The organism is Microbacterium sp. STN6, from assembly GCF_026410545.1.
Lineage (GTDB): Bacteria > Actinomycetota > Actinomycetes > Actinomycetales > Microbacteriaceae > Root112D2.
In genome coordinates, this window is the sequence record NZ_JAPMIT010000002.1 from 110,901 (window position 1) to 135,023 (window position 24,123).

Annotated in this window: 22 protein-coding genes; 18 read left to right on the forward strand and 4 right to left on the reverse strand. The window is 69.1% G+C overall.

The annotated features are described in order from the left end of the window. Positions 1-4 precede the first annotated feature (4 nt). On the forward strand, positions 5-1,255 hold the full coding sequence (gene manD, locus OSC27_RS05935) for a D-mannonate dehydratase ManD (RefSeq protein ID WP_267180534.1): 1,251 nt from the start codon (positions 5-7) through the stop codon (positions 1,253-1,255). A gap of 74 nt (positions 1,256-1,329) precedes the next feature. Continuing rightward, positions 1,330-1,887 carry a gluconokinase gene (locus tag OSC27_RS05940; RefSeq protein WP_267180535.1) on the forward strand — a complete coding sequence of 186 codons (558 nt, stop codon included), beginning with the start codon at positions 1,330-1,332 and terminating at the stop codon, positions 1,885-1,887. Between the two features lie 104 nt (positions 1,888-1,991). Here the strand turns inward: OSC27_RS05940 and OSC27_RS05945 are convergent, their stop codons facing one another. Next, entirely contained in the window at positions 1,992-2,747 is a 756-nt protein-coding gene (locus OSC27_RS05945) for a FadR/GntR family transcriptional regulator (RefSeq protein ID WP_267180536.1), read from the reverse strand. A 138-nt stretch (positions 2,748-2,885) separates the two neighbouring features. Between OSC27_RS05945 and OSC27_RS05950 the strand changes: the two genes are divergently transcribed. The 11 genes from OSC27_RS05950 to OSC27_RS06000 all read left to right on the forward strand — a co-directional run bounded on the left by OSC27_RS05950 (position 2,886) and on the right by OSC27_RS06000 (position 15,459). Continuing rightward, entirely contained in the window at positions 2,886-4,181 is a 1,296-nt protein-coding gene (locus OSC27_RS05950; RefSeq protein ID WP_267180537.1) for an ABC transporter substrate-binding protein, read from the forward strand. Between the two features lie 85 nt (positions 4,182-4,266). After that, the gene (locus OSC27_RS05955) at positions 4,267-5,190 is read left to right on the forward strand and encodes a carbohydrate ABC transporter permease (protein ID WP_267180538.1); all 924 of its coding nucleotides are present in this window, start codon (positions 4,267-4,269) and stop codon (positions 5,188-5,190) included. 32 nt (positions 5,191-5,222) lie between these two features. Continuing rightward, positions 5,223-6,065: a carbohydrate ABC transporter permease gene (locus OSC27_RS05960; RefSeq protein WP_267180539.1), complete on the forward strand. Its 843-nt coding sequence runs from the start codon at positions 5,223-5,225 to the stop codon at positions 6,063-6,065. A gap of 8 nt (positions 6,066-6,073) precedes the next feature. Continuing rightward, positions 6,074-7,273 (forward strand): galactonate dehydratase, encoded by a 1,200-nt coding sequence (gene dgoD / locus OSC27_RS05965; RefSeq protein WP_267180540.1) that lies wholly within the window; start codon positions 6,074-6,076, stop codon positions 7,271-7,273. Further along, complete coding sequence (locus OSC27_RS05970; RefSeq protein WP_267180541.1) at positions 7,273-7,923, forward strand: bifunctional 4-hydroxy-2-oxoglutarate aldolase/2-dehydro-3-deoxy-phosphogluconate aldolase; 651 nt, start codon at positions 7,273-7,275, stop codon at positions 7,921-7,923. The genes dgoD and OSC27_RS05970 overlap by 1 nt, the downstream gene beginning before the upstream one ends. Before the next feature lie 209 nt (positions 7,924-8,132). Next, positions 8,133-8,744, forward strand: a complete 612-nt coding sequence (locus OSC27_RS05975) for a 50S ribosomal protein L25/general stress protein Ctc (RefSeq protein ID WP_267180542.1) — start codon at positions 8,133-8,135, stop codon at positions 8,742-8,744. A gap of 11 nt (positions 8,745-8,755) precedes the next feature. Then, positions 8,756-9,343, forward strand: coding sequence for an aminoacyl-tRNA hydrolase (pth, locus tag OSC27_RS05980; RefSeq protein ID WP_267180543.1), 588 nt, complete (start codon positions 8,756-8,758; stop codon positions 9,341-9,343). Between the two features lie 72 nt (positions 9,344-9,415). Next, complete coding sequence (locus OSC27_RS05985) at positions 9,416-10,120, forward strand: alpha/beta fold hydrolase (RefSeq protein ID WP_267180544.1); 705 nt, start codon at positions 9,416-9,418, stop codon at positions 10,118-10,120. Positions 10,121-10,158: 38 nt separating this feature from the next. Further along, complete coding sequence (gene mfd, locus OSC27_RS05990) at positions 10,159-13,782, forward strand: transcription-repair coupling factor (protein ID WP_267180545.1); 3,624 nt, start codon at positions 10,159-10,161, stop codon at positions 13,780-13,782. 58 nt (positions 13,783-13,840) lie between these two features. Further along, entirely contained in the window at positions 13,841-14,242 is a 402-nt protein-coding gene (locus OSC27_RS05995) for a GntR family transcriptional regulator (RefSeq protein WP_267180546.1), read from the forward strand. After that, positions 14,239-15,459 carry a DUF1648 domain-containing protein gene (locus tag OSC27_RS06000; protein ID WP_267180547.1) on the forward strand — a complete coding sequence of 407 codons (1,221 nt, stop codon included), beginning with the start codon at positions 14,239-14,241 and terminating at the stop codon, positions 15,457-15,459. Before OSC27_RS05995 ends, OSC27_RS06000 begins: the two co-directional genes overlap by 4 nt. A 30-nt stretch (positions 15,460-15,489) precedes the next feature. On the opposite strand, the gene OSC27_RS06005 is transcribed toward OSC27_RS06000, so the two are convergent. Next, on the reverse strand, positions 15,490-16,716 hold the full coding sequence (locus OSC27_RS06005; protein WP_267180548.1) for a Na+/H+ antiporter NhaA: 1,227 nt from the start codon (positions 16,714-16,716) through the stop codon (positions 15,490-15,492). 122 nt (positions 16,717-16,838) lie between these two features. On the opposite strand from OSC27_RS06005, the gene OSC27_RS06010 reads away from it, so the two are divergent. Next, positions 16,839-17,534 (forward strand): MazG family protein, encoded by a 696-nt coding sequence (locus tag OSC27_RS06010; RefSeq protein WP_267180549.1) that lies wholly within the window; start codon positions 16,839-16,841, stop codon positions 17,532-17,534. A gap of 165 nt (positions 17,535-17,699) precedes the next feature. On the opposite strand, the gene OSC27_RS06015 is transcribed toward OSC27_RS06010, so the two are convergent. Both OSC27_RS06015 and OSC27_RS06020 read right to left on the reverse strand, forming a co-directional pair. Next, a complete protein-coding gene (locus OSC27_RS06015) occupies positions 17,700-18,794 on the reverse strand; it encodes an ABC transporter permease (RefSeq protein ID WP_267180550.1) in 1,095 nt (364 codons plus the stop codon). Further along, the gene (locus OSC27_RS06020) at positions 18,791-19,738 is read right to left on the reverse strand and encodes an ABC transporter ATP-binding protein (protein ID WP_267180551.1); all 948 of its coding nucleotides are present in this window, start codon (positions 19,736-19,738) and stop codon (positions 18,791-18,793) included. The genes OSC27_RS06015 and OSC27_RS06020 overlap by 4 nt, the downstream gene beginning before the upstream one ends. A gap of 268 nt (positions 19,739-20,006) precedes the next feature. Here OSC27_RS06020 and OSC27_RS06025 point away from each other — a divergent pair, with 268 nt between their 5' ends. Genes OSC27_RS06025 through OSC27_RS06040 form a run of 4 tightly spaced genes read left to right on the forward strand, consistent with a single transcriptional unit; the run spans position 20,007 to position 24,058 of the window. Beyond that, positions 20,007-21,101, forward strand: coding sequence for an iron-siderophore ABC transporter substrate-binding protein (locus OSC27_RS06025; protein WP_267180552.1), 1,095 nt, complete (start codon positions 20,007-20,009; stop codon positions 21,099-21,101). Between the two features lie 10 nt (positions 21,102-21,111). Next, positions 21,112-22,176 (forward strand): FecCD family ABC transporter permease, encoded by a 1,065-nt coding sequence (locus OSC27_RS06030; protein ID WP_416348824.1) that lies wholly within the window; start codon positions 21,112-21,114, stop codon positions 22,174-22,176. Continuing rightward, a complete protein-coding gene (locus OSC27_RS06035; protein WP_267180554.1) occupies positions 22,173-23,216 on the forward strand; it encodes a FecCD family ABC transporter permease in 1,044 nt (347 codons plus the stop codon). Before OSC27_RS06030 ends, OSC27_RS06035 begins: the two co-directional genes overlap by 4 nt. A 5-nt stretch (positions 23,217-23,221) precedes the next feature. Next, positions 23,222-24,058, forward strand: a complete 837-nt coding sequence (locus OSC27_RS06040) for an ABC transporter ATP-binding protein (protein WP_267180555.1) — start codon at positions 23,222-23,224, stop codon at positions 24,056-24,058. Positions 24,059-24,123: the final 65 nt, after the last annotated feature.

The following is a 24,123-nucleotide window of genomic DNA, read 5'->3' on the forward strand; positions in this document are numbered from 1 at the left end:
GCCCATGCGCATCGCCAACGTCGAGGTACTCGTCTCGAGCCCAGGCCGCAACTTCGTCACCCTGCGCATCACCACCGACGACGGCGTCGTCGGGCTCGGCGATGCCACGCTCAACGGGCGCGAGCTCGCGGCCGCCGCCTACCTCACCGAGCACGTCGCACCGCTGCTGATCGGCCGTGACGCGCACCAGATCGAGGACACGTGGCAGTACCTCTACCGCGGCGCGTATTGGCGTCGCGGTCCCGTGACCATGGCGTCGATCGCCGCCGTCGACACCGCGCTGTGGGACATCAAGGCGAAGGTCGCCGGCCTGCCCCTGTACCAGCTGCTCGGCGGTAAGAGCCGCTCCGGACTGCTCGTCTACGGCCACGCCTCCGGCGCCGAACTGCCCGAGCTGTTCGACTCGATCCACGAGCACCTCGACGAGGGCTACCGTGCCGTTCGCGTGCAGACCGGCATCCCGGGCCTGCCGTCGGTCTACGGGGTCGCCTCGAGCCGCAATGCGAGCGCAGGAGCGGATGCCGGCAGCGACACCCGCTACGATTACGAGCCGGCCAGGCGCAACGCGATCCCCGTCGAAGAGACCTGGGACACACGTGCCTACCTGCGGCACGCGCCGACGGTGTTCGACGCCGTGCGCAACGAGTTCGGGCCGGAACTGCCTCTGCTCCACGACGCGCACCACCGCCTCACGCCCATTCAGGCCGCCAAGCTCGGCAAGTCCCTCGAGCCATACGACCTGTTCTGGCTCGAAGACGTCACGCCGGCCGAGAACCAGGATGCGCTGCGCCGGGTGCGCGAACACACCACGACGCCGCTGGCCATCGGCGAGGTCTTCAACACCATCTGGGACTACAAGCAGCTCTTCGAGGAGCAGCTCATCGACTACGTGCGCTCGCCCGTCACCCACGCCGGCGGCATTACGGCGCTGCGCCGCATCTTCGACTACGCGGCCGTGTACCAGATCAAGTCCGGCGTGCACGGGCCGACAGACGTCTCTCCGGTGGGCCTTGCGGCGGCGATCCACCTGGGCATCGCGATCCCCAACTTCGGCATCCAGGAGTACATGCAGCACAGCCCGGTGACGCACGAGGTGTTCGAGACGACGTACACGTTCAGCGATGGAATGCTCGCGCCGAGCGAGGCGCCCGGCCTCGGCGTCGACTACAACGACGAGGCGGCGAGCGCGTTCGCGTACGCCGGCGCGTACCTGCCCGTGAACCGTCTTCTCGACGGTTCGATGCACGACTGGTGATGGCCGTGCCTGCGAGCGTCCGGCAGCCGATTGCCGAGGAGGCTTCCATGGTGCATCCGGTAGATTCTTCGAACATGGCCAGCAACGCACCCGTCGATGCCCAACACCCGCTCGTCGTCGTGATGGGGGTCTCGGGTTCGGGCAAGAGCACGGTGGGTGCCCAGGTCGCCGACGAGTTCGGCGTGCCGTTCGTCGACGGCGATTCGCTGCATCCCGAGGTGAACGTGCAGAAGATGGCCGCCGGTCATCCGCTTGACGACGCCGACCGCTGGCCCTGGCTCAAAGCCATTGGAGCGGCAATGGCGGATGCGCGCGACACCGGCCTCGTCGTCGCCTGTTCGGCGCTCAAGCGCTCGTACCGCGACGCGATCCGCGAGAAGGCCCCCGCAGCGCTGTTTCTGCTGCTCGACGGCACTCGTGAGGTGCTGAACGCTCGCATGCAGGCCCGCGTCGGCCACTTCATGCCGGCGAGCCTGCTCGACTCGCAGCTCGCCACGCTCGAGCGTCTCGGCTCCGACGAGCTCGGCGTCGTGGTGGACGTGGATGCAAGCGTGCCCGATGTGGTCGCCACCGCCGTCTCGGATATCCGCGACCTCATGCCCGACCCCGAGGAGCGCCGCCGCCAGCACTGAGCGGCACCCTCCTTGGCCGGACCCGATACGACATCGCGGGAGCCGTCGTATCTGGTCCCGGGATCACCCTTTGGGTCCCGGGAACGCCTATCCCATTTCCCGTCTCAGCGGGCGGTGCCCTGCTCCCAGATGGAGCTCATCTCGTCGAACGCCCGCGTCATGATGGCCAGCATCGCGCTGCTCGCCTCGTCGCCCTTGCCGCGCTGGATCGCGCTGGCGACGTCGACGTGCAGCTGCAGCGCCTCGCTGTGCGGATGGCTCGGCATCAGGCCGTAGTGTGTGCGGCCGGACAGCACCTCGCTCACGAGCGTGTTCAGCTTGGCGAACATCTCGTTGCCACTGGCGGCGAGTACGAGCCGATGGAACTCGATGTCCAGCCGCAGGAACTCCTCCTGATGGCCCTCCTGCCCGGCGGCCCACAGCTTGCCGGCGAGGCCCATGAGCTCGCTCGCGCTGGCGAGCGGTGCACGAAGGGCGGCCAACCGCGCCGCCTCCGGCTCGATCGCCGAGCGCAGCTCGGTGAGGGAGCGCAGCTGCGCGATGCGGCCGGGGGAGGCGAGCCGCCAGCGGATGACCTGCGGGTCGTAGAGATTCCAGTCTGACGACGGCAGGATCTGCACGCCGACGCGGCGCCTCGACGAGACCATGCCCATGGAGGCGAGCACGCGAAGGGCCTCGCGGATGACGGAACGGGAGACGCCGTAGCGCTCCTCGAGCTCGTCGATGCGCAGCACGAGTCCGGCCGCCATCTCGCCGCTGGAGATCGCGACCCCCAGCTGGCCAACCACGCGCGCGTGCAGACCCGTCACGGTGGTGCCCGCCGTGGTGATGGCGTCTTTGTCCGGGTCCTCGTCGCTCACGCGTCAAATCATATCGGTTGAAGCAAAGGGTTGAATAAGTCTGCTTTTTCATGCTACTTTCCCAGCAAAGAGGAGACGCATGACGTGCGCCGTGCCGAACACGGGATACGCATGTCAGACGGAGACAACGGAGTTGACGTGAAGAAATCTGTTTTGCGCATGACAGGAATCGCGACGGCGGTTCTTCTGGCGGGCGGCGCCCTCGCGGCCTGCTCGAGCGGCGGAGGCGATGGCGACAGCGGCAGTAAGACCCTGAGGGTCACGCTCGCGAACCACGTCTGGACCGACATCATCAAGAAGAAGCTGCCGGAGTTCAAGAAGAAGACCGGCATCACGGTCAAGGTCGCGCAGTTCGGCGAAGACCAGCTCTCAGACCAGTACAACGTGAAGCTGAACGCGGGTTCCGACGACATCGACGTCATGATGTACCGGCCGCTTCAGGAGGGAAAGCTGTTCGCGAAGAACAAGTACCTCGCCGACCTCACCGACGACGTGAAGAGCGACTCGAGCTGGGACTGGAAGGACTTCCAGCCGGGCCCCGTGGGCTCCACAACCTACGAGGACAACGTCGTCGGCGTGCCGATCATCACCGAGCAGGAGGTGCTCTACTACCGCAAGGACCTGCTCGAGAAGGCCGGCCTCGAAGTCCCCAAGACCATGGACGACCTGAAGGCCGCGGCCAAGAAGATCTCCGAAGAGAACCCCGGCATCGCGGGCTTCGTCGCCCGCACCGAGAAGTCGGCAGCGGTCACCCAGTTCTCGAGCTTCCTGTACAGCTACGGCGGCGAGTGGACAGACAAGAAGGGCAAGGCCTCCATCGACACTCCCGAGGCCAAGGCGGCGTACAAGATGTACGGCGGGCTCATTCACGACTACGGGCCCAAGAACGTCAGCACCGACATGAGCTGGTCAGAGGCCATGGCCATCTTCACGCAGGGCAACGCCGCGTTCTACCCGGAGGCCGACAGCCTCTACCAGAACGCCACGGACCAGACGAAGTCCAAGGTTGCTGACACGGTCGGCTTCGCCCCGCTGCCTGCAGGCCCCGCGGGCTCGAAGCCGTACAACGTTCCCTCGTGGGCGCTCGGCATCAACGACGCATCCAGCAACAAGGACAACGCCTGGAAGTTCATCCAGTGGGCCACGAGCAAGAAGATGACGCTCGAGATCCAGAAGGAGGGCGTGCCCGGCGCCCGCCAGTCCGTCTGGGAGGACCCGGCGGGTACGGCGACCTACCCGAAGGACCTTGCGCAGGCCATCGCGGTGAGCACGAAGAACGGAGTCGGCCACGACCGACCGCTCGTCATCAAGGTTCCCGAGGCGCGTGAGATCGTGGGTCAGCCCATCGTCGAGGCGATCACGGGCGGCGATTCCGATGCCGCGGCCGACGCGGCCAACCCCAAGTTCCAGCAGCTGCTGGACGACGAGAAGTAGCGGATGGCCGTGGGGCGGGCGCTCGGCGCCCGCCCCACGGCGGCCCGCCCCGCGCATCCGCTGACCCGCACTCGGAGGTGACTCGATGACCGTCACGGTCTCGAAACCGAACACGGCATGGACGTCGTATTCGGATTGGGCGAACCGCCACCGCAAGTGGCTGTTCGCGGCGCCCGCGATGATCATCGTGGGACTGCTCATCATCATTCCCCTGGCATGGACGCTCTATTTGAGCGCGACCGATGCCGAGGGGTCGGTGCGAGCCGACCACGACTTCGTCGGCCTCGCCAACTACCTTCAGGTGCTCACCGACACGACCCGGTTCTGGCCGGCGGTGGGTCGCACCTTCTACTTCACCATCGGCGCGCTCGTGCTTGAGCTCGTGTTCGGCATGTGCATCGCGCTTCTGCTGTGGCGGCCGTTCAGGGGCGAGCGCTGGGTGCGCGTGGCGATCCTGCTGCCTCTCGTGGCGACGCCTGTGGCGGTCGGCATGATGTGGCGGCTCATCTTCGACCCGAACATCGGCTTCGCCAACCAGCTGCTCGGTTACGTGGGGATCCCGCCGCAGCCGTGGCTCTCGGGCGAGGCGACGGCGCTGCCCACGCTCATCTTCGTCGACGTCTGGCAGTGGACGCCCATGGTCGTGCTCATTCTGCTTGCCGGCCTCACCTCGCTCTCCGACGAGCCGGACGAGGCGGCTCGCATCGACGGGGCGAGCAACTGGCAGCGGTTCTGGTACGTCACCCTGCCGCTGCTGCGCTCGACCGTGATCGTGGCGATCCTGCTGCGCTCGATCGACGCACTGAAGACGTTCGACATTCTCTACGCCACCAAGGGCAAGGGCGGCGGCTCGTTCCACGAGGTCGAGACGCTCAACGTGTACGCGTACGGGCTCAGCTTCGACTACAACGACTACGGCGTCGCCTCTGCGGTGCTCATCATCTTCTTCCTCCTCATCATCGCGATGATGTGGCTCGTCACGTACCGCAGGAAGGGCAAAGAGCAATGACGTCCTTGGCCACCGGGGCAGAGACTCGCAATTTGGGCAGCCCACCGCCGACCCCCAGGCGTCGCCGCCGACGCGGCTACAGCACGTTCCGCGCCGTGGCGCTCGCCGTGATCGTGATCGTGTTCGTCGCGCCGCTTCTCTGGATGCTGCTGTCGTCGTTCAAGACGAACGTCGATATCTACGACGCGGCGAAGACGTTCACGTTCTCACCCACGCTGTCGAACTACGGAAACGTGCTCGGGCGCGACAACTACTTCAGCTTCGTATTCAACAGCTTCTGGGTGGCGTTCTGCTCCACGGGGCTGTCGCTGATCATCGGCGTGCCGGCGGCGTACTCGATGAGTCGCTTCGTCATGCACCGCTCGGCCATGGTGGTGCTGCTCGCCCGCATCATCCCCGGCGTCAGCCTGCTCGTGCCCTGGTACTTCATCTTCGCGAACCTGCGGCTCGTCGGCGGCTTCTCGGTGCTGATCATCTCGCACATCTTCGTGGCGCTGCCGCTGATCGTCTACATCATGATGTCGTTCTTCGACTCGCTGCCGACCGAGCTGGAGGAGTCGGCCCAGGTCGACGGGCTCACGCCCATCGGGGCGTTCACGAGGATCACGCTTCCGCTGTCGGTGCCGGGCATCGCGACATCCGGAATTCTCGCGTTCATCTTCTCGTGGAACAACTTCATGTTCGCGCTCGTGCTGTCGGGGGCGGATACCAAGACGCTGCCGGTGGCGATCTTCAACTTCGTCTCGTACGCGAGCATCGACTGGGGCGGCCTCATGGCGGCGGCCGTGATCGTGACGGTTCCCATCATGGTCATCGCCCTTTTCACGCAGAAATACATCGTCTCGGGTCTCACCGCAGGCGCGACGAAGGGCTGAGCCACACTATGAGCACCACTGCCGCCGTTCGGCCGCTCGCGACGAACGGGGAACCGCTCGGTCTTCGCATCGCCCGTGTCGAGACCTTCCTCGTTCCGCCGCGCTGGCTCTTCGTTCGCATCGAGACGGAAGACGGCATCGTTGGCTGGGGCGAGGCGTCGCTCGAGGGGTTCAGCGAGTCGGTTCGCACCGCGATCACGCAGTTCGCCGAGTACCTGGTGGGGCGCGATCCGCTGACCATCGAAGACCACTGGCAGGTTCTGACCAAGGGCGGCTTCTACCGCGGCGGCCCCATTCTCTCCAGCGCCGTCTCCGGTATCGACCAGGCGCTGTGGGATATCGCCGGCCGTGCGCTCGACGTGCCGGTGCACCAGCTGCTCGGCGGTGCTGTTCGCGAGCGCATCCGGGCATACGGCTGGGTGGGCGGTGACGAGCCGGCCGAGGTCGCCGACGCCATCAGGGCGCAGCTCGACGTGGGGCTGACGGCGGTGAAGATGAACGCGAGCGGCAAGATGTCTCGCGTGGCGACGGTCGCCGAGATCGACGGCATCGTCGAGCGCGTCGCCGCCGCCCGCGAGGTTCTGGGGCCCGAGCGCGACATCGCCGTCGACTTCCATGGCAGGCTGACGCTCGCCAACGCGCGCCGGGTGGCCCCGCTGCTCGAGGGGCTGCGACCGTTCTTCCTCGAGGAGCCGGTCGTGCCAGAGAACTCGCACATCATCGGCGAGCTGGCCCGGCTCACCTCCATCCCCATCGCCACGGGCGAGCGCCTCTACAACCGTCAGGAGTTCCTGCCGGTGCTGCAGGCCGGCATCTCGATCGCGCAGCCGGACCTCTCGCACGCGGGCGGTATCTCCGAGGTGCGCCGCATCGCCTCGCTCGCCGAGGTCTTCGACGTGCAGTTGGCCCCGCACTGCCCCCTCGGCCCGCTCGCGCTCGCCGCGTGCCTGCAGGTGGGCTTCGCCACCCCGAACTACCTCATTCAGGAGCAGAGCATCGGCATCCACTACAACAAGGGCGCCGAGGTGCTCGACTACGTGCTCGACAAGTCGCCGCTGAAGTTCGTCGACGGGTCCATCGAGCGACTCACCGGCCCTGGCCTCGGCATCGAGATCGACGAGCAGGCGGTGCGCACGGCCGACAAGGCAGGGCATTCCTGGCGAACGCCGCTGTGGCGCTACGCAGACGGGTCGGTGGCGGAGTGGTGATGTCACAATCGGCCGCGGCCTTTCTGGCAGACCTGTCGTCGTCGAGGCTGCTCGCCATCATCAGGGCAGCGGATGCGCCGTCGGCTCTCGCCGCCGGCCTGGCGCTCGTCGAGACGGGAGTGCGCCACCTCGAGGTCTCCCTGACCACCCCGGGAGCCGGAGAGGCGATCCGCGCGCTCGTCGATGCGGCAGAGGAGCGGGCTACGGTCGGTGCCGGCACTGTGCTCACCGAAGCGGATGCGCGCGACGCGCGTGCCGCGGGTGCCCGCTTCGTCGTGACGCCCGCGCTCGGGGCCGGCGTCGCCACCGCAGTCGAGCTCGGGATCCCTGTGCTGGCGGGCGCCATGACGCCGTCGGAGTGCGTCGCCGCCATGGCCGCGGGCGCAGCGGGCGTGAAGCTCTTCCCGGCCGGCGCGGCCGGTGGGCCCGCTTTCCTGGCGGCACTGCGCGACCCGCTTCCCACCATCCCGTTCGTGCCGGTCGGGGGCGTGGGCGCCGCCGAGGCGCCCGAATACCTGCGCCGTGGCGCCATCGCGGTGGGCGTCGGCGGCCCGCTTCTGGGCGACGCGAAGGGGCCGGGCGGGGACCTCGATGCGCTGCGAGCGCGCGCTCGTGAGTATCTCGCGAGCGTCGCATCCGTGCCCCGGTAACGCGCCGGTTCGAGTTCACACCGGTTTCGGCTAAGATCGATCACTGGACTTCGGCGAGGGATGCCATGCGCACGCGGTGCGCCACCGGCATCCGTAATCGACGCGGTGGAGCGGGCCCCCAGGCTTTTCCTCACGCTGACATGCGTTCGAGTTGAACATCAGATCATCGAGACGGGCCCACATCCGGCCCGCGAACCAAGGAGTGCACCATGAGTGACGAAGACATGACCGTCGTCGCCGAGCGACGCGATTCGTTCGGCAAGGGCGCGGCCCGCAAGATCCGCGCCGCGGGCAAGATCCCGGCCGTCATCTACGGCCACGGCGCCGAGCCGCAGCACGTGACGCTGCCCGGCCACCAGATCAGCCTGCTGCTGCGCCGCGCGAACGCCGTGCTCGAGCTCGACATCGAGGGCAAGAGCCAGCTCGTGCTCGTGAAAGACGTGCAGAAGGATCCGGTGCTGCAGATCATCGAGCACCTCGACCTCATCGTCGTCCGCAAGGGCGAGAAGGTGCACGTCGAGGTTCCCGTGCACCTCGAGGGCGAGCCGTTCAGCGGCACCATCGCCATGCTCGAGGTCCAGACGCTGCGGCTTGAGGTCGAGGCCACGCACATTCCGAACCGCGTCGTGGTGAACATCGAGGGCGCCGAGGAGGGCACGCAGATTCTTGCCGGCGGCATCGAGCTGCCCAAGGGCGCCACGCTCGGCGACGACCCCGAGCTGCTCATCGTCAACATCGTGGTTCCGTCGCGTGCGGCGGCGGCCGAAGGCACCGAGGCCGAGACCGAGGGCGAGTCCGCCCCCGAGGAGACCGCGGAGTAGTCGCCTCTCGCATGCAGACCACCCCCTGGCTCGTGGTCGGGCTCGGTAACCCCGGGCCCGGCTACGCGGCCAATCGCCACAACGTGGGGCAGATGGTTCTCGGCGAGCTTGCGGGGCGCGCCTCCGCATCCTTCAAATCCCATAAGACGGCCGCGCTCGTGGCCGAGGGTCGCATCGTTGCGGGCGGCCCGCGCCTGCTGCTGGCGAAGCCGGCCTCGTTCATGAACCTCTCCGGCGGGCCGGTCTCGCAGCTCCTTCGCTTCTACTCGCTCGAGCCGTCGAGCCTGATCGTGGTGCACGACGAACTCGACATTCCGTTCGACACTGTGCGCATCAAGGCCGGCGGCGGCCATGGCGGTCACAACGGGCTGCGCGACATCATCAAGGCCACCGGAACCGGCGAGTTCATTCGCGTACGGGTCGGCGTGGGCCGCCCGCCCGGCAGGCAGGACGCCGCCGACTACGTGCTGCGCGACTTCGCGGGCGCCGAGCGCCAGGCGCTGCCGTCGCTCATCGGCGAGGCAGCGGATGTCGTGGAGTCGATCACCGTCGACGGGCTCGCCGCCGCCCAGCAGCGCTTTCACTCGCCCCGCGCCTGAGGCCCGGCCCGGTCGGTCCCGATCGAGGCCCGGTCCGGTCGGTCCCGATCGCATTCCCGCTACGCTCGCAGCATGCAACTCTTCACGCGCGAGTGGGGCACGGGCGATCGCCACGCGGTCCTGATCCACGGCGTCATGAGCGATTCCCGCAACTGGCGCACGGTCGGCCCGGCGCTCGCCGACCTCGGCTATCACGTCGTCGCGGTCGACCTGCCCGGCCACGGCAACAGCCCGAAGGCTGCCGAGTACACGCCCGAGCTGCTGGCGGCCAGCGTGATCGAGAGCGTCCCCGCGCATCCGCACCTGGCTATGGGGCACTCGCTCGGCGGCTACGTTCTCAGCCTCGCGCTGCCCGAGTTGCAGCCGACGCGCGCCATCTACGTCGACCCGGCGTTCTCGTCGCCGCGCCTGCCCTGGTGGCTACGCCTTCTCGCGCCAATGAGCGTGCGCCGGCTGCTTGCGTCGAGCCGCGAGAAGATCGCCCGCAACAACCCTCGCTGGGATCCCGAAGACGTCGAGGTCGAGGCCGAGACCTTCCGGGCGTTCGACCAGCGCATGATCGGCATGATGCTGGAGCCCGACGCGTTTCGCGCCCCCACGAGCATGCTCGTGCCCTCGCTCATGGTGCTCGCCGACAACTCACAGCTCGTGAACGACGAGCTTGCCGAGCGGATGCGCCTCGCCGGCTTTGAGGTGCGCGTCGTGCGCGGAGCCACCCACACGGTGAACCGCGACGACTTCGCCGCCTTCATGGCGGCGCTCGACGGCTGGCTCTGATTCTCGTCGTGTCGGTCGTGCGCCGTAGACTCGACTGAGTGATCCTTCAGGGCCTGCTCACGGCGCTTGCCGGTGCCGAGACGTTCAGCGATGCGCTGGCGTATGCTGCGCGCGACGCCGATTTCTCCCTCACCGACGGCCTGCGCGCTCCGCTCATCGCCGCGCTGGTCGAGCGCCGCGCGGCGGCCGGGCAGTCGCAGGCGCTCCTGGCCATCACGGCCACGGGGCGCGAGTCAGAGTCGTTGCGCGCGGCGCTGGCCGGCGTCTCGCCCGAGGCCGAGATCGTGGAATTCCCCGCGTGGGAGACCCTGCCGCACGAACGCCTGAGCCCGAGTGCCGAGATCGTGGGCAAGCGCCTTGGGGCGTTGCGGCGGTTGGCCGAGTGGCAGGCGGGGGAGCGCCGCCATCCGTTCATTCTGGCGGCGTCGGTTCGCGCGGCGCTGCAGCCGATCGCCGACAACCTCACCGACTTCGAACCCGTCGTGCTCGAGCCCGGGGCGCGAGGGTTCGATCTCGCGCGGCTCGCCGTCGACCTCGTCGCGCTGGCGTATAGCCGCGTCGACATGGTGACCAGGCGCGGCGAGTTCGCGGTGCGTGGTGGCATTCTCGACGTCTTTCCGCCGGTGGCTGACCACCCGTACCGCGTCGACTTCTTCGGCGACGAGGTCGAGATGATCCGCGCGTTCTCGGTGGCCGACCAGCGCTCGCTGCCCGAGCCGATCCCGAGCGTCAGCCTGCCGCCGAGCCGCGAACTGCTGCTCAGCGAGCCGGTGCGCCAGCGCGCGAAGGAGATGCAGCACGAGTTCCCCTCGCTCGCCGGCATGCTGGCGAAGATCGCCGAGGGCATCCCCGTCGAGGGCATGGAGTCGCTCGCACCGGCGCTCGTGAATCGCCTCGTGCCGCTCACGCACTACCTGCCCGATGGCGCCGCGGTCGCCGTCGTCTCGCCCGAGCGCGTCGCCGGCCGTGCCGTGAGCCTCGCCGAGACGAACCGCGAGTTCCTCGAGGCCGCGTGGAGCGCCGCGACCGTCGGCGCCGCCGCCCCCATCGACCTGGCCTCAGGCGACTTCCTCACGCTCGCGAAGCTGCGAGAGTCCGTGACGTTCTCGGCGCCAGGAGAACCGGCCCCCGAGCATCCATGGTGGACCCTCACGGCCTTCGACACCGGCGAGGTGCTGCCGGAGGAGCGCACGATCGAGGAGCACCTCACGGTGCGCATCAGAGCGGATGCCGTGCCCAGCTTCCAGGGCAACGTCACCGGCGCCGTCGAGCATGTCGCCGCCCGCCTGCGTGACGGCTGGCGGCTGGCCATCGTGGCCGAGGGCGCCGGGCTCGTGGAGCGCGCCTCATCCGTGCTGGCCGAGCAGGAGTTGGCCGCCCGCGTCGTCGACGACCTGCCAGACGACCCGGAGCCGGGCGTCGCATACCTGCTTCGCGCATCGGTCGAGCATGGCTTCGAGATGCCCGAGGCGAAGCTGGCGCTCATCGGCGAGACCGAGTTCTACGGCCGCACCGCGGGCTACGACTCCCGGCAGGTCAAGAAGCTCGCCGTGCGGCGCAAGAACGTGGTCGATCCACTGCAGCTGAAGCCGGGCGACTACGTGGTGCATCAGACGCACGGCATCGGCAAGTTCGTCGAGCTCACGCAACGCCAGGTGTCGAGCGGCGGCCGCAACCCGGTCAAGTCGATGCGCGAATACCTGGTTCTCGAGTACGCCCCGTCGAAGCGCGGCTACCCCGGCGACAAGCTCTACGTGCCCACCGACCAGCTCGACCTGCTCACCCGATACGTGGGCGGTGAAGCGCCGTCGCTGTCGAAGATGGGCGGAAGCGACTGGGCGGCCGCCAAGGGCCGTGCCCGCAAGGCGGTTCGCGACATCGCCGTCGAGCTCGTGAAGCTGTATTCGGCGCGCATGGCCTCGAAGGGGCACGCGTTCGCGCAGGACACGCCATGGCAGCGTGAGCTCGAGGAGGCGTTCCCGTTCGCCGAGACGCCCGACCAGCTGCAGACCATCGACGAGGTGAAGGCCGACATGGAGCGGCCGATCCCCATGGACCGCCTCATCTCGGGCGACGTGGGCTTCGGCAAGACCGAGATCGCCGTGCGCGCCGCGTTCAAGGCGGTGCAGGACGGCAAGCAGGTGCTCGTTCTCGTGCCGACGACGCTGCTCGTCAAGCAGCACCTCGAGACGTTCCAGGAGCGGTTCGCCGGCTTCCCCGTGCACCTGCGTGCGCTCAGCCGGTTCCAGAGCGACAAGGAGGCGCGCGAGACGCTCGCCGGCCTCGCCGACGGCACCGTCGACGTGGTGATCGGCACGCACCGGCTGCTCGCGCAGGGCGTGACGATCAAAGACCTCGGCCTCGTGATCATCGACGAGGAGCAGCGCTTCGGCGTCGAGCACAAGGATGCGCTGAAGAAGCTGAAGACCAACGTCGATGTGCTGGCGATGAGCGCGACGCCCATTCCGCGAACGCTGGAAATGGCGGTCACGGGCATCCGTGAGATGTCGACACTGGCGACGCCGCCGGAGGACCGGCATCCGATTCTCACGTTTGTCGGCCCGTATTCCGAGCGTCAGGTGGCGGCGGCGATCCGGCGCGAACTGCTGCGCGAGGGCCAGGTGTTCTTCGTGCACAATCGGGTCTCGAGCATCACGCGCGCGGCGTCGCAGCTTGCCGAGCTTGTTCCCGAGGCGCGCATCGCCGTTGCCCACGGCAAGCTGCCGGAGCACGTGCTCGAGCAGGTGGTCGTCGACTTCTGGGAGCGCAAGTTCGACGTGCTGGTCTCCACGACCATCATCGAGACCGGCCTCGATATCGCCAACGCCAACACCATCATCATCGACCGTGCAGACAAGTACGGGCTCAGCCAGCTGCACCAGCTGCGCGGGCGTGTCGGCCGGGGGCGCGAGCGCGCGTACGCGTACTTTCTCTGGGATGACACGAAGCCGCTCTCCGAGACCGCGCACGACCGGCTCTCGACCATCGCCGCGAACAACGAGCTCGGCAGCGGCATGCAGGTGGCGTTGAAGGACCTCGAGATCCGTGGGGCGGGAAACCTGCTCGGTGGCGAGCAGTCCGGGCATATCGCCGGTGTCGGCTTCGACCTCTACCTGCGCATGATCGGTGAGGCCGTGAACACGTTCCGCGGCGACGTGGCCGAGGGTCAGACCGAGCTGCGCCTCGAATTGCCGGCGGATGCGCACATTCCCGAAGATTACGTCGATAGCGAGCGGCTTCGCCTCGAGGCGTACCAGAAGCTGTCCGGGGCGAGCTCGCCGAACGCGAAGGGCGACCAGATCGGCCTCGTTCTCGAGGAACTCACCGACCGCTACGGCCAACCGCCCGTCGAGGTCGAGAACCTCATCGCCGTCTCCCGGCTGCGGCTCGCCGCGCAGCGGGCCGGCCTGAGCGAGGTCGTTGCGGTCGGGCCGAACCTGCGCGTGGCGCCCGCGAACCTGCCGGACTCGCTGAAGGTGCGCATGCAGCGCATGTACCCGAAGGCGCGCTATTTCACGCAGAACAACTCGATCTCCGTGCCGCTGCCGACGGGTGACGGCTCGGCCGATTCCGGCCTCATCGCCTGGGTGGCCGACCTGCTGAAGGCGCTCTTCCCTGCGTCGCAGGCCGCCGAGCAGCAGAGCGAGCCGGCGGCGGGGTAAGCACGCGGCATCCGCTATCTGTACTATGGTTAGTAGTACAGATAGCACAGGAGCCGGTATGCAGATCGAGGTCGACCCGCTCTCCGCGGTACCCATCTACCAGCAGATCCGTGACCGCATCATCGAGGCCGTTGCCTCGGGCCGACTCGCGCCCGGCGACCAGCTCTCGTCGGTGCGAGCGCTTGCGGTAGCGTTCGGCATCAACGTGGCGACGGTCGCGAAGGCGTACGACGCGCTGCGCCAGGAGGGCGTCATCCGCACGAACCAGAAGTCGGGTTCGGTGGTGGCACGCGGGCCGGGGAGCGGCCCGGCATCCGCTGCCTTCATCGACCAATGGATGCCGCGCCTCACGACCCTGCTGGCGGAGGCCGTCGCGCAGGGGCTGCCGCCCGGCGCCATCATCGCCCGCACCCGCACCGTGCTCGACCAGTTCGCCGACCCCAAGGATTCACGCCCATGATCGCAACCACGCTCATTCTCGGTACCGGCCCGACCGTGCTCATCGCCGTACTGATGCTCATGATGCCGTCGCTCACGCAGCCGACGCTGCCGCTCGGGGTCAGCGTGCCGGCCTCGCGGGTGGGGGAGCCCGTGATCGGCCAGGCCGTGCGGAAGTTCCGGCTGTGGGTCGCCGGTGCGCTGGTGCTGGCGCTTGCGTCGGTGTTCGCCCTCGCGTGGGTGGCGCCGGTCGCGGCGAGCACCGTGCCCGTGCCGCTGGTGCTCGTGCTCTCAGGGGCCGCCTACGTCGTGGCGAGGGGCGGCATCCGCCGGGCGAAGGAGCAGGAAGGCTGGTACGAGAGCGTTCCGGTGCGCCTGACAGCGAGCGTGACGGGCGGTCACCGTGCGCCCGTGCCGTTCGTCTGGTACATCGTGGCGCTCGTCATTCTCATGGCTGCGGGGGTTGTCGGCGTCGCCCTGTACCCCTCGCTGCCCGACTCCATCGCCACGCACTTCAACGGCTCCGGTGTCGCCGACACGTACTCGCCGAAGTCGTTCTTCAGCGTCTTCGGCGTGCTGCTCGTCGGCTTCGGCCTCGTCGTTCTGCTCTTCGCGCTCGCGTTGTGGGTGCGCGTCGTGCAGCCGAGGCAACGAGCGGATGCCGATCCGGCCCGATCCGCCCGGCGCGCCCATGCGCAGCTGCGCCTGATGCAGGGGTTGCTCGGTCAGATCACGGCGACCTCGTCGCTCCTCATCGCCGTCTCGAGCCTCGTCGTCTGGCTCGGGCCGGGAGAGGCGGCGCTCGTGAATGTGGGCATCTTCGTTCCGCTTGCGCTGCTGCTCGTCGTCATCGTCGTCTTTGCCGTGCGGTACCAGCGAGCGATGCGGGTTGCGCCGGCCGCAGCGCCGCAACCCGCGCCGCACGGTGAACCGGTGTCGCGTGCCGGGGCCGCGACATCCGGCCTCGTCGCTTCCGCGTCTCGCGACGCTCGTACGTCCGACGTCGACCCCACCCCTTCCGATGCGCCCGACGACGACCGCTTCTGGAAGCTGGGCCTGTTCTACGTGAACCGCAACGACCCGGCGTTCCTGGTGCCCAAGCGCTTCGGCATCGGCTGGACCATCAATCTCGGCAGCGTCGGCGGCATGGCCCTCGGCATCGTTCTCGCGCTCGTCATCGTCGGCGCCATTGTGGCCGGCTTCGTGCTGCCGTCGCAACATGGGTTCGGCGTGCACTGAGACGCGTAGTGCGCCAATGCTCTGCAGGAGTTATGAGCGCCGAAGCGTCTGCGCGTAGTGCCGTGAACGCAGCGTGACCACGATCGCCGCCGCCACGATCGACACGGCCGAGCCGATCAGCACGGCCAGCGTGCCTTCGTCGACCACCGTGGGGTGCCCGCGGAACGCCAGCGTATTCATCAGAAGCGACACCGTGAATCCGATACCGCCGAGCGTCGCAACCACGGCGACATCGGCGAATGCGAGGGCCGTGCCGCCGGGCTGACCCGTTCCGGGGTCCCGGCTGCCGCCGCCCTCGTGCGCGGCCGCTCTGCGTCGCACGGCGAGCACCGCGAGTGAGCCGGCCAGCGTGATGCCGACGAACTTGCCCACCGGCAGCGCGACGATGATTCCCCAGAAGGCAGGGCTCAACTCGCCGACGCTCACGTGCGGGATCGCCACCATGGCCGCCGTGAGCGCGAAGAGCGGCAGAACGATGCCGTTCGAGTAAGGCTCGAGCACGGTCGCGATCCGGCCACCGGGCCGGCGCGAGAGCACGAGGCCCAGAACGACCCCGGCAATGGTGGCATGGATGCCGGAGAGATACACGAACGCCCAGGTCGCGAGCCCGAGCACCACCATGCCGCACACGATCGGCCACACCGGCCGACGCCGAAGCAGCCAGGCCGAGCGCGGCTTGAGCAGTCGGCTGAGCAGACCGAACGCGGTGGCCGTGACGACGGCGAGCCCCAGCGCGGGCAGGTGCACGGTCGCGGTGAAGAAGAACGCGATGATGAGGATGGCCACGAGGTCGTCGAGCACCGCAAGCGCCAGCAGGAACACGCGCACGCGCTGGGGGATGCTGCGGCCGAACACGGCCAGCACGCCGAGCGCGAACGCGATATCGGTCGCCGTCGGCACCGGCCAGCCCTTCTCGAGCCCGCTGCCTCCGGCGAGAGCCAGGAAGACGAGGGCGGGCACGGCGACCCCGCCGAGCGCCGCGATGGCAGGCAGAGCCGCTTTTCCGAGGCTGTTGAGATCGCCCACGACGAGCTCACGCTTGAGTTCGATCGCCACGATGAAGAAGAACACGGCGAGCAGTCCGTCGCTGATCCAATGCGAGACGGAGAGGTCGAGTGCGGTGCCCGGCACGCTGAGGTGCGAATGCAGCAGCTCGATCAGCGCCGGTCCCGCGCCCGTGTTGGCCAACAGCAGACCGAGCGCCGCAGCGCAGAGCAGGATGAGGGCCGAGGCGCGCTCTGATCGGATGAAGCCCATGTTCCCCCCAGTCTACGGATACCCCTGAGGCTGAAGTGAAATAGCGAAAACCAACCTCCAGCTCCGTGCGCCGCGCGCTGCCGGCGTCGGTGAGAGGATGGGGCGAGCAGACGGGAGGCACCATGACCGACGCCGATGCCGCGAACGAGGCGACGCACACGACGCCGCTCGACGAGCTCGTCGCCATCACCGCGCGGCTGCGCGCCCCCGGCGGCTGTCCCTGGGACGCAGACCAGACACACGCCTCGCTTGTCCAGTATCTCGTCGAGGAGACGTACGAGCTCATCGACGCCATCGAGACCGGCACCCGCGACGACATGATCGAAGAGCTCGGCGACGTGCTCTACCAGGTGCTCTTCCACGCGGATATCGCCGCGCACACGGCAGGCGAGGATTTCGACATTCAGGATGTCGCGCAGCACATGACGGCAAAGATGGTGGGGCGGCATCCGCATGTCTTCGGCGACCGCAAAGCCGAGACGGCCGCCGACGTCGTCGGCTTCTGGGAGGACCTCAAGCGCGACGAGAAGCCGCATCGCACGAGTGTGCTCGACGGGATCCCCCAGTCGATGCCGGCTCTCGCGCTCGCCGACAAGCTGCTGGGCCGCGCGCAGAAGGTGGGGCTGCTCGAGGCGGGCGACGAGGCGGGAGCGGGGCCGTTCCTTCTCGAGAGCGAAGACGAGCTCGGGCCGCTGCTGCTCGCGATCGTCGCCGGCGCCAAGGCCCGGGGCCTCGACGCCGAGCGGGCACTGCGCACGAGCCTGCGCGAGCTGCAGGCCGAGATCCGCGAAGCGGAGCTTCCGCCAGCCGCGGGCTGAGTGGGTTGAGGGAGCGCGCAGCGCTGCGGAGTGGGTTGAGGAAGCGCGCAGCGCTGTCTCGAAACCCGGAAATCCCGTGTGAGTGCAGGTTTCGAGACGCCGCTTCGCGGCTCCTCAACCAGCGGTGGCACGAAAGCGATCGGGCTCGTCAACCAGCAGTGGCGCTCAGGCGATGCGGCTTCCCTTGGGCAGGCGCTTCGCCGGCGTCCTGGTGCGCGCCCACGCCCACCACAGTGCGGCGGCTGCCAGCAGCACGTGCACGCCCAGGCCCACGTACCAGCTCGGCACCGCGCGGTCGTGAATCTGCTTCAGCGTGCTCTGCGTGCCGTCGATGTCCCCGAGAACACCGTTCTTCGCCTGTGCACAGTCATCGATGTGCCGCGTCAGCTCGGGCTCGTCCTGCAGAAAGCGCACGCCGCCTGAGATGGCGGCGAACAGGTTGGTGGGGTTGCCGGCGCGATCGAATCCGTCGGGCGCTGCATCGGCGAGCACCACATACGGGTTCGCCGCGAGGATTCCCCAGTACAGGTCGAACCGCGGCGTCTCGTACGTGTTCGTCTGCGCCGGCATGCACACCGGGTCGACCGGCTGGCCCGTCGAGTCGTCGTATGAGTCCGCGTTGAAGCCGACGTACGTCTCGGTCACCGTCGAGCGCGTCACGCTGCCGAGCAGGCCGAACGCAATCAGCGTTCCGACGCTCAGCGCCGCGATCACGAGGTAGCTGAGCACGATCGAGAACAGCGGCCGGGTCACGATGCCCGACAGTGCGACCCCGATGGCGGCGAGCACGCCGAGTTCCACCGCGAGGATCAGCACGGAGATGGCGATCGTCGCCGCATCCAGGTTTCCGAGCAGCAGCGCGATCGCGATGAACGGCACGCTCGCCACGAGGAACGCCAGCGAGCTGACCCACGCGGCGATCCATTTTCCGAGCACCAGCTGGCCCGTTGTCACGAGTGTCACCTGCGTGGTGGCCAGGGTGCCGGCGTCGCGCTCCCCGTTGATGGCGTTGCCGCTGAACGCCGGCGTCACGAGGGTGCCGAGCAGCAGCACGAAGTAGACGATGAGCGAGTACAGCCAGCCGCCGAACCCGGCTGCGCCGTCGTTGGAGTCGAACGCGCGCGTCGCCAGCCACAGCAGCACCGTCACGATCGCGACCAGCACCACGAAGATGCCCACGAGCACGTACCAGGCCACGCCCCGCACCCGCTGCCGCAGCTCGAGGCCGATCACCAGGCCGAGCCCACCGAAGAACGTCACTGCACGCCCCCTCTGTTCAGGTCGAGGAACGTGTGCTCGAACTCGCCGAGGGCGGGCGAGAACGCTCTGACCTCGGCACCTGCCCCGATGACCGCGGCGAGGAGCGCCGCGGCATCCGCTTCGCTGTTCACGCTGACGAGAACGCCGCGATTGTCCTCGGTGATGCGCGCCGCATCGACCCCCACCTGAAGCAGAAGCGGCGTCAGCGGGGCATTGCCCACCGAGCGGATGCGCCACTGCCTGCCGGCACTGGCGGCACGGCTCACGTCATCTCGCGAGGCCGTCACGCCCGCCGTCATGTACACGGCGGCGTCGGCCATCTCTTCGAGTTCGGCGAGCACGTGGCTGGAGACAAGAATGGCGGTGCCCTCGGAAGCGAGGCGCACGAGGAGCGTGCGCAGGTCGGCCCGGGCGGCGGGATCGAGGCCGGAGGCGGGTTCGTCGAGCAGCAGCACCTGGGGGCCATGCACGAGGGCGCGGGCCAGGCTGAGGCGCTGCTTCTGTCCGCGCGAGAGCACGCGGGCCGGCTGGTCGGCGAGAGCGCCCAGGCCGACCAGGTCGATGAGTTCGGCGGCGCGCGTCGCGCTCGTCGCGCGCTCGAGGCCGTACATGCGGCCGGTCACCTCGAGGGCGGTGCGGGGGCTGAGGCTGGCCCACGAGCCGAGGACGTCCGGCATCCAGCCCATGGCGCTGCGCACGGCGGCGGGGTCGGCGACCGGGTCGTGGCCGGCCACGCGGATGCTGCCGGAATCCGGTTGGAGAAGGCTCGCGAGCATGAGCATCAGGGTCGTCTTGCCTGAGCCGTTGGGGCCGATGAGCCCGGTGACGCTGCCGGGCGGAACGTCGAAATCGGCGTGGCGTACCGCCTCGACGCTGCCGAATGCGCGGGCGACGCCGCGCACGGCGATGCCGTCGTGCGGATTCTCGGCAAGCTTCTCGCCCACGGCCCCTCCCGTCCTGTCGGTGTGGGGCCGAGTCTATGTCGGAGGCTCGCGGGCCCGAATCAGCCTGCAGGATGATGCCGCACCGCGCCGCGGCCTGCGCCCCGGCCTGCGCCGCGGCCTGCGCCGCGGCCTGCGCCCGGTCTGCGTCCCGGCCGCGTCCCCGTTCCGGTAGATGGCCCGCGACGTGGCTCGGCACACTCGCGTTAGGTTAGGCTTACCTTCGCAACGCGATCCACGTGAGCCTCGTCCCCACTGTCCCGGAGATTCCATGCACCTGCACGCCCACTCCCGCCCCGCTGCACGCCCGCGCCCCGCTGGCCGCCGTCGCCTCGCGCTCGCCGCGGCCGCGATCCTCTCCAGTGCGGCACTCGCGCTCACCGGCTGCTCCGCGGGTGGCTCCGACGGTGCCGCGAACAACGCGACGAACGACGCAGCGGCCGACAGCTCGGCCTTCCCCGTCACCATCCACAGCGCGCTCGGCGACGCGACAATCGACAAGCGCCCCACACGCGTGGCCACCTGGGGTTGGTCCAGCCAGGATGCGGCGCTCGCCCTCGGCGTCGTGCCCGTCGCGATGCCCGCCTTCACGTACGGCGGCAACGACAAGGGCATCCTCCCGTGGGATGCCGAGGCGATCTCCACGCTCGGCGGCACCGCTCCGAAGCTGCTCGACGGCGGTGACACCGGCCAGGTGCCGTTCGAACAGTTCGTCGCGGCGAAGCCCGACGTCATCCTCGCCCCGTACTCCGGTATCACCAAGGAGGACTTCGCGACCCTCAGCAAGATCGCGCCCGTCGTCGCCTACCCCGACCAGCCGTGGGCCACGAGCTGGCAGGACCAGATGACGATCATCGGCAAAGCGCTCGGCAAGGCCGACGCGGCCAAGAAGCTGATCACCAAGACGGATGCCGACGTCAGCGCGCTGGCGGCCAAGTACCCGGTGTTGCGTGACAAGACCTTCGTGTACGCGTCGGCGAACGAGGCCGACCAGCTTAACGTGTTCCGCGCCACCGACCCCCGGGTGCAGCTGCTGAACCAGCTCGGCCTGAAGAACAGCCCGAGCGTCAAGGCGCTCGACACCGACCCCAAGGCCGGCAGCTACTTCTATCAGGTGAGCTACGAGAACGTTGGCCGTATCGACACCGACATTCTGGTGGCGTATTTCGACAATCAGAAGGCGGCGGACGCGTTCACGGCAGACCCGCTGATCGCCGCCATGCCGGCCGTGAAGGAAGGTCGGTTCGCGCCGATCGTGGGCGAATCGTTCGTGATGGCCTCGAGCGCGCCGACCGTGCTCTCCATTCCGTGGATGCTCGACCGGTACGTTCCGAAGCTCGCGGCGGCCGCCGACAAAGTGCAGTAGCTTCCAGTAGATGGCGAGCCCGGTGACGAATCGCGGCGCGCGCTCCGGGGCGGCCTCCTCCGCTCGGGAGCGTGTGCGCCGTCGGCGACTCGTTCTCGGGCTTGCCGGGGGAGTGCTGCTGCTCGCGATCGCGTTCGTCGCCAGCCTCGCGCTCGGGGCGCATCCGCTCTCGGTGTCACAGAGCCTCGGCGCGCTGGTGCACTACAACCCACACGACACGAACGACCTGATCGTGGTCGACAAGCGGCTGCCACGCACTCTCATCGGCGTGGGAGCCGGCCTGGCGCTCGGGCTCGCCGGCGCCATCATGCAGGGGCTGACCCGCAACCCGCTCGGCGACCCCGGCATTCTGGGCGTCAACATGGGGGCGTCGCTCGCGGTCGTCGTGGGCATCACGGTCTTCGGGGTCGGCGGCGTGGCCGGCTCGCTGTGGTTCGCCTTCGCGGGAGCCGCGGCCGCCTCGGTGCTCGTCTACTCGGTGGCGTCGCTCGGACGCGAGGGGGCGACCCCGGTCAAGCTCGCCCTCGCGGGGGCCGCCATCACGGCCGCGCTCAGCTCGATCGTCACCGCCCTGCTGCTCGCCGACACGCAGGTGTTCGACCAGCTGCGCTTCTGGCAGGTAGGCGCGCTGGCGGGGCGTGGCTGGGATGTGCTCTGGCAGGTGCTCCCCACGCTCGTGCTCGGCGCCGTGATCGCGCTGGCGCTCGGCCGGGCGCTCAACGGATTCGCGCTCGGTGACGACGTCGCCCGCGCGCTCGGCCAGCGGGTGGGCGCCTCGCGCCTCGTGTGCGCGGTTGCGGTCGTGCTGCTCTGCGGCTCGGCCACGGCGGCCGCGGGCCCGATCGCGTTCGTCGGGCTCGCGGTGCCGCACATCGCCCGCCGCGTCGTCGGCGGTGACTACCGGTGGGTGCTCGCGTACTCGGCTCTCATCGCACCCGTTCTGCTGCTGGCCTGTGACATCATCGGGCGGCTCATCGCGTTCCCCGGCGAGGTGCAGGTGGGTGTCGTGACGGCGTTCGTGGGTGCCCCGATCTTCATCGGGCTCGTGCGCCGGCGCAAGGCGGTCTCGCTGTGAGCGGCTCCGGCAGGGCATCCTCCTCCGGCCGCGCATCCGGCTCCGGCGTCGCTCGACGCGTGTGGGTCGTTGGCCTCGCGGCGGCCCTCGCCATCGTTGTGGTGGCCGGCGTCGCGCTGTGCCTGGGCGACGTCGCCGTCTCGCCCGCGCAGATCGTCGCCGCGCTCACCGGAAACGCCGACAGGCTGACCAGCTTCGTCATCGTCGACCTGCGCCTGCCGCGCATCGTCACCTCCATCGTCGTGGGCCTGTGCCTCGGGCTCTCCGGCGCCCTGTTCCAGACCATCGCGCGCAACCCGCTGGCGAGCCCAGACATCATCGGCGTCACGGCCGGCGCGAGCGCCGCCGGCGTCATCGGTGTGGTCGTTCTCGGCCTCAGCGGTCTCGCGCTCTCGGGCGTCGTGCTGCTCGGCGCCATCGCCGCCGCCGTGGCCATCTACGTTCTGGCCTGGCGCGGAGGCATCGCCGGCTACCGATTCGTGCTCATCGGCATCGGCATCGCGGCGCTCGGCACCGGCGTCGTCTCGGTCGTGCTCACGCGCACCAGCATCACGGATGCGCAGTCCGCGCTCGTCTGGCTTTCCGGCAGCGTGAACGGCGCCGACTGGGGCCGGTTCCTGCCGCTTGCCGCGTCGGCCGCCGTGTTCACCGCGGCCGCGCTCGTGCTGCATGGCCCGCTGTCGGTGCTCGAGCTCGGCGACGACCTCGCCTCCGGCCTCGGAGTGCGGGCCGAGCGCACCCGCGCCGCCGCCATCGGCATCGGCGTTGTGCTCGCCGCCATCGCGGTCTCAGCCGCAGGGCCGGTGGCGTTCGTGGCGCTGGTGAGCGCACCGATCGCGAGGCGCCTGGTGGGCGGTGGGGCGCTGGCTCTCGCGCCATCCGCTCTCATCGGTGGTCTGATGGTGCTGGTCGCCGACGTCGTGGCGCAGTTCGCCGTGCCGTCGCTCGTGTTCCCGGTCGGTGTCGTCACGGGCATCGTGGGGGCGCCGTATCTGCTGTGGCTGCTGACGAGAACGAACCGGGTCGGGCGAGGAGGATGAGCATCATGGACGAGACGGCTCCGAGCGGCGCGCCGACGCCCGCGCACACGCTCGCGGCGCGCGGTCTCACGCTCGGCTACGACGGGCGCGAGGTGGTGCACGGCATCGACATCGAGGTGCCACCCGGGCGCATCACCGCCATCGTCGGGCCGAACGCGTGCGGCAAATCGACGCTGCTGCGCGGCCTCAGCAGGCTGCTCGCGCCGGAGGCGGGGGAGGTGCTGCTCGACGGACGCGACATCCGCAGCCAGCGCACCCGCGACGTCGCCACCGTGCTCGGCCTGCTGCCGCAGAACCCCACGGCGCCCGACGGCGTGAGCGTGGCCGACCTCATCGGCCGCGGCCGCTACCCGCACCAGGGCTGGTTCCGGCGATGGAGCGCAGCGGATGACGCAGCCGTCGCCGACGCCATGCTGGCCACGGCCGTGACCGACCTCGCCGACCGTCCCATCGACGAGCTCTCGGGCGGCCAGCGCCAGCGGGTCTGGATCGCCATGGCGCTCGCGCAGGAGACCGACATTCTGCTGCTCGACGAGCCGACGACTTTCCTCGACGTGAGCCACCAGATCGAGGTGCTCGACCTGCTGCTCGACCTGAACCGGCAGCGCGGCACCACCATTGTGATGGTGCTGCACGACCTGAACATGGCCTGCCGCTACGCCGACCACCTCGTGGCCATGCGCGACGGGCTCATCGTGGCCGAAGGGGCGCCGGAGAACGTGGTCACCACCGAGCTGGTGAGCCGGGTGTTCGGCATCGGCTCGCTCGTCACCGCCGATCCCGTCACGGGCGACCGCATGGTCGTGCCGATGGGCCGGCACCACCGCGGCGTCGAGGAATAGGCGGGCCCGGCGAGCGGTGTGGGCGCGCGGCGTGCGGGCGACCGGGCGCGGGCGCCATCCGCTGA

Coding starts and splice junctions, on each gene's coding strand:
- OSC27_RS05940 (WP_267180535.1), top strand. CDS start 1,330: ATGGCCAGCAACGCACCCGTCGATGCCCAACACCCGCTCGTCGTCGTG.
- OSC27_RS06010 (WP_267180549.1), top strand. CDS start 16,839: ATGACCGACGCCGATGCCGCGAACGAGGCGACGCACACGACGCCGCTC.
- OSC27_RS05995 (WP_267180546.1), top strand. CDS start 13,841: ATGCAGATCGAGGTCGACCCGCTCTCCGCGGTACCCATCTACCAGCAG.
- OSC27_RS05955 (WP_267180538.1), top strand. CDS start 4,267: ATGACCGTCACGGTCTCGAAACCGAACACGGCATGGACGTCGTATTCG.
- OSC27_RS05970 (WP_267180541.1), top strand. CDS start 7,273: ATGTCACAATCGGCCGCGGCCTTTCTGGCAGACCTGTCGTCGTCGAGG.
- OSC27_RS06040 (WP_267180555.1), top strand. CDS start 23,222: ATGGACGAGACGGCTCCGAGCGGCGCGCCGACGCCCGCGCACACGCTC.
- manD (WP_267180534.1), top strand. CDS start 5: ATGCGCATCGCCAACGTCGAGGTACTCGTCTCGAGCCCAGGCCGCAAC.
- OSC27_RS06030 (WP_416348824.1), top strand. CDS start 21,112: ATGGCGAGCCCGGTGACGAATCGCGGCGCGCGCTCCGGGGCGGCCTCC.
- dgoD (WP_267180540.1), top strand. CDS start 6,074: ATGAGCACCACTGCCGCCGTTCGGCCGCTCGCGACGAACGGGGAACCG.
- OSC27_RS05975 (WP_267180542.1), top strand. CDS start 8,133: ATGAGTGACGAAGACATGACCGTCGTCGCCGAGCGACGCGATTCGTTC.
- OSC27_RS06025 (WP_267180552.1), top strand. CDS start 20,007: ATGCACCTGCACGCCCACTCCCGCCCCGCTGCACGCCCGCGCCCCGCT.
- OSC27_RS06005 (WP_267180548.1), bottom strand. CDS start 16,716: ATGGGCTTCATCCGATCAGAGCGCGCCTCGGCCCTCATCCTGCTCTGC.
- OSC27_RS06000 (WP_267180547.1), top strand. CDS start 14,239: ATGATCGCAACCACGCTCATTCTCGGTACCGGCCCGACCGTGCTCATC.
- pth (WP_267180543.1), top strand. CDS start 8,756: ATGCAGACCACCCCCTGGCTCGTGGTCGGGCTCGGTAACCCCGGGCCC.
- OSC27_RS05985 (WP_267180544.1), top strand. CDS start 9,416: ATGCAACTCTTCACGCGCGAGTGGGGCACGGGCGATCGCCACGCGGTC.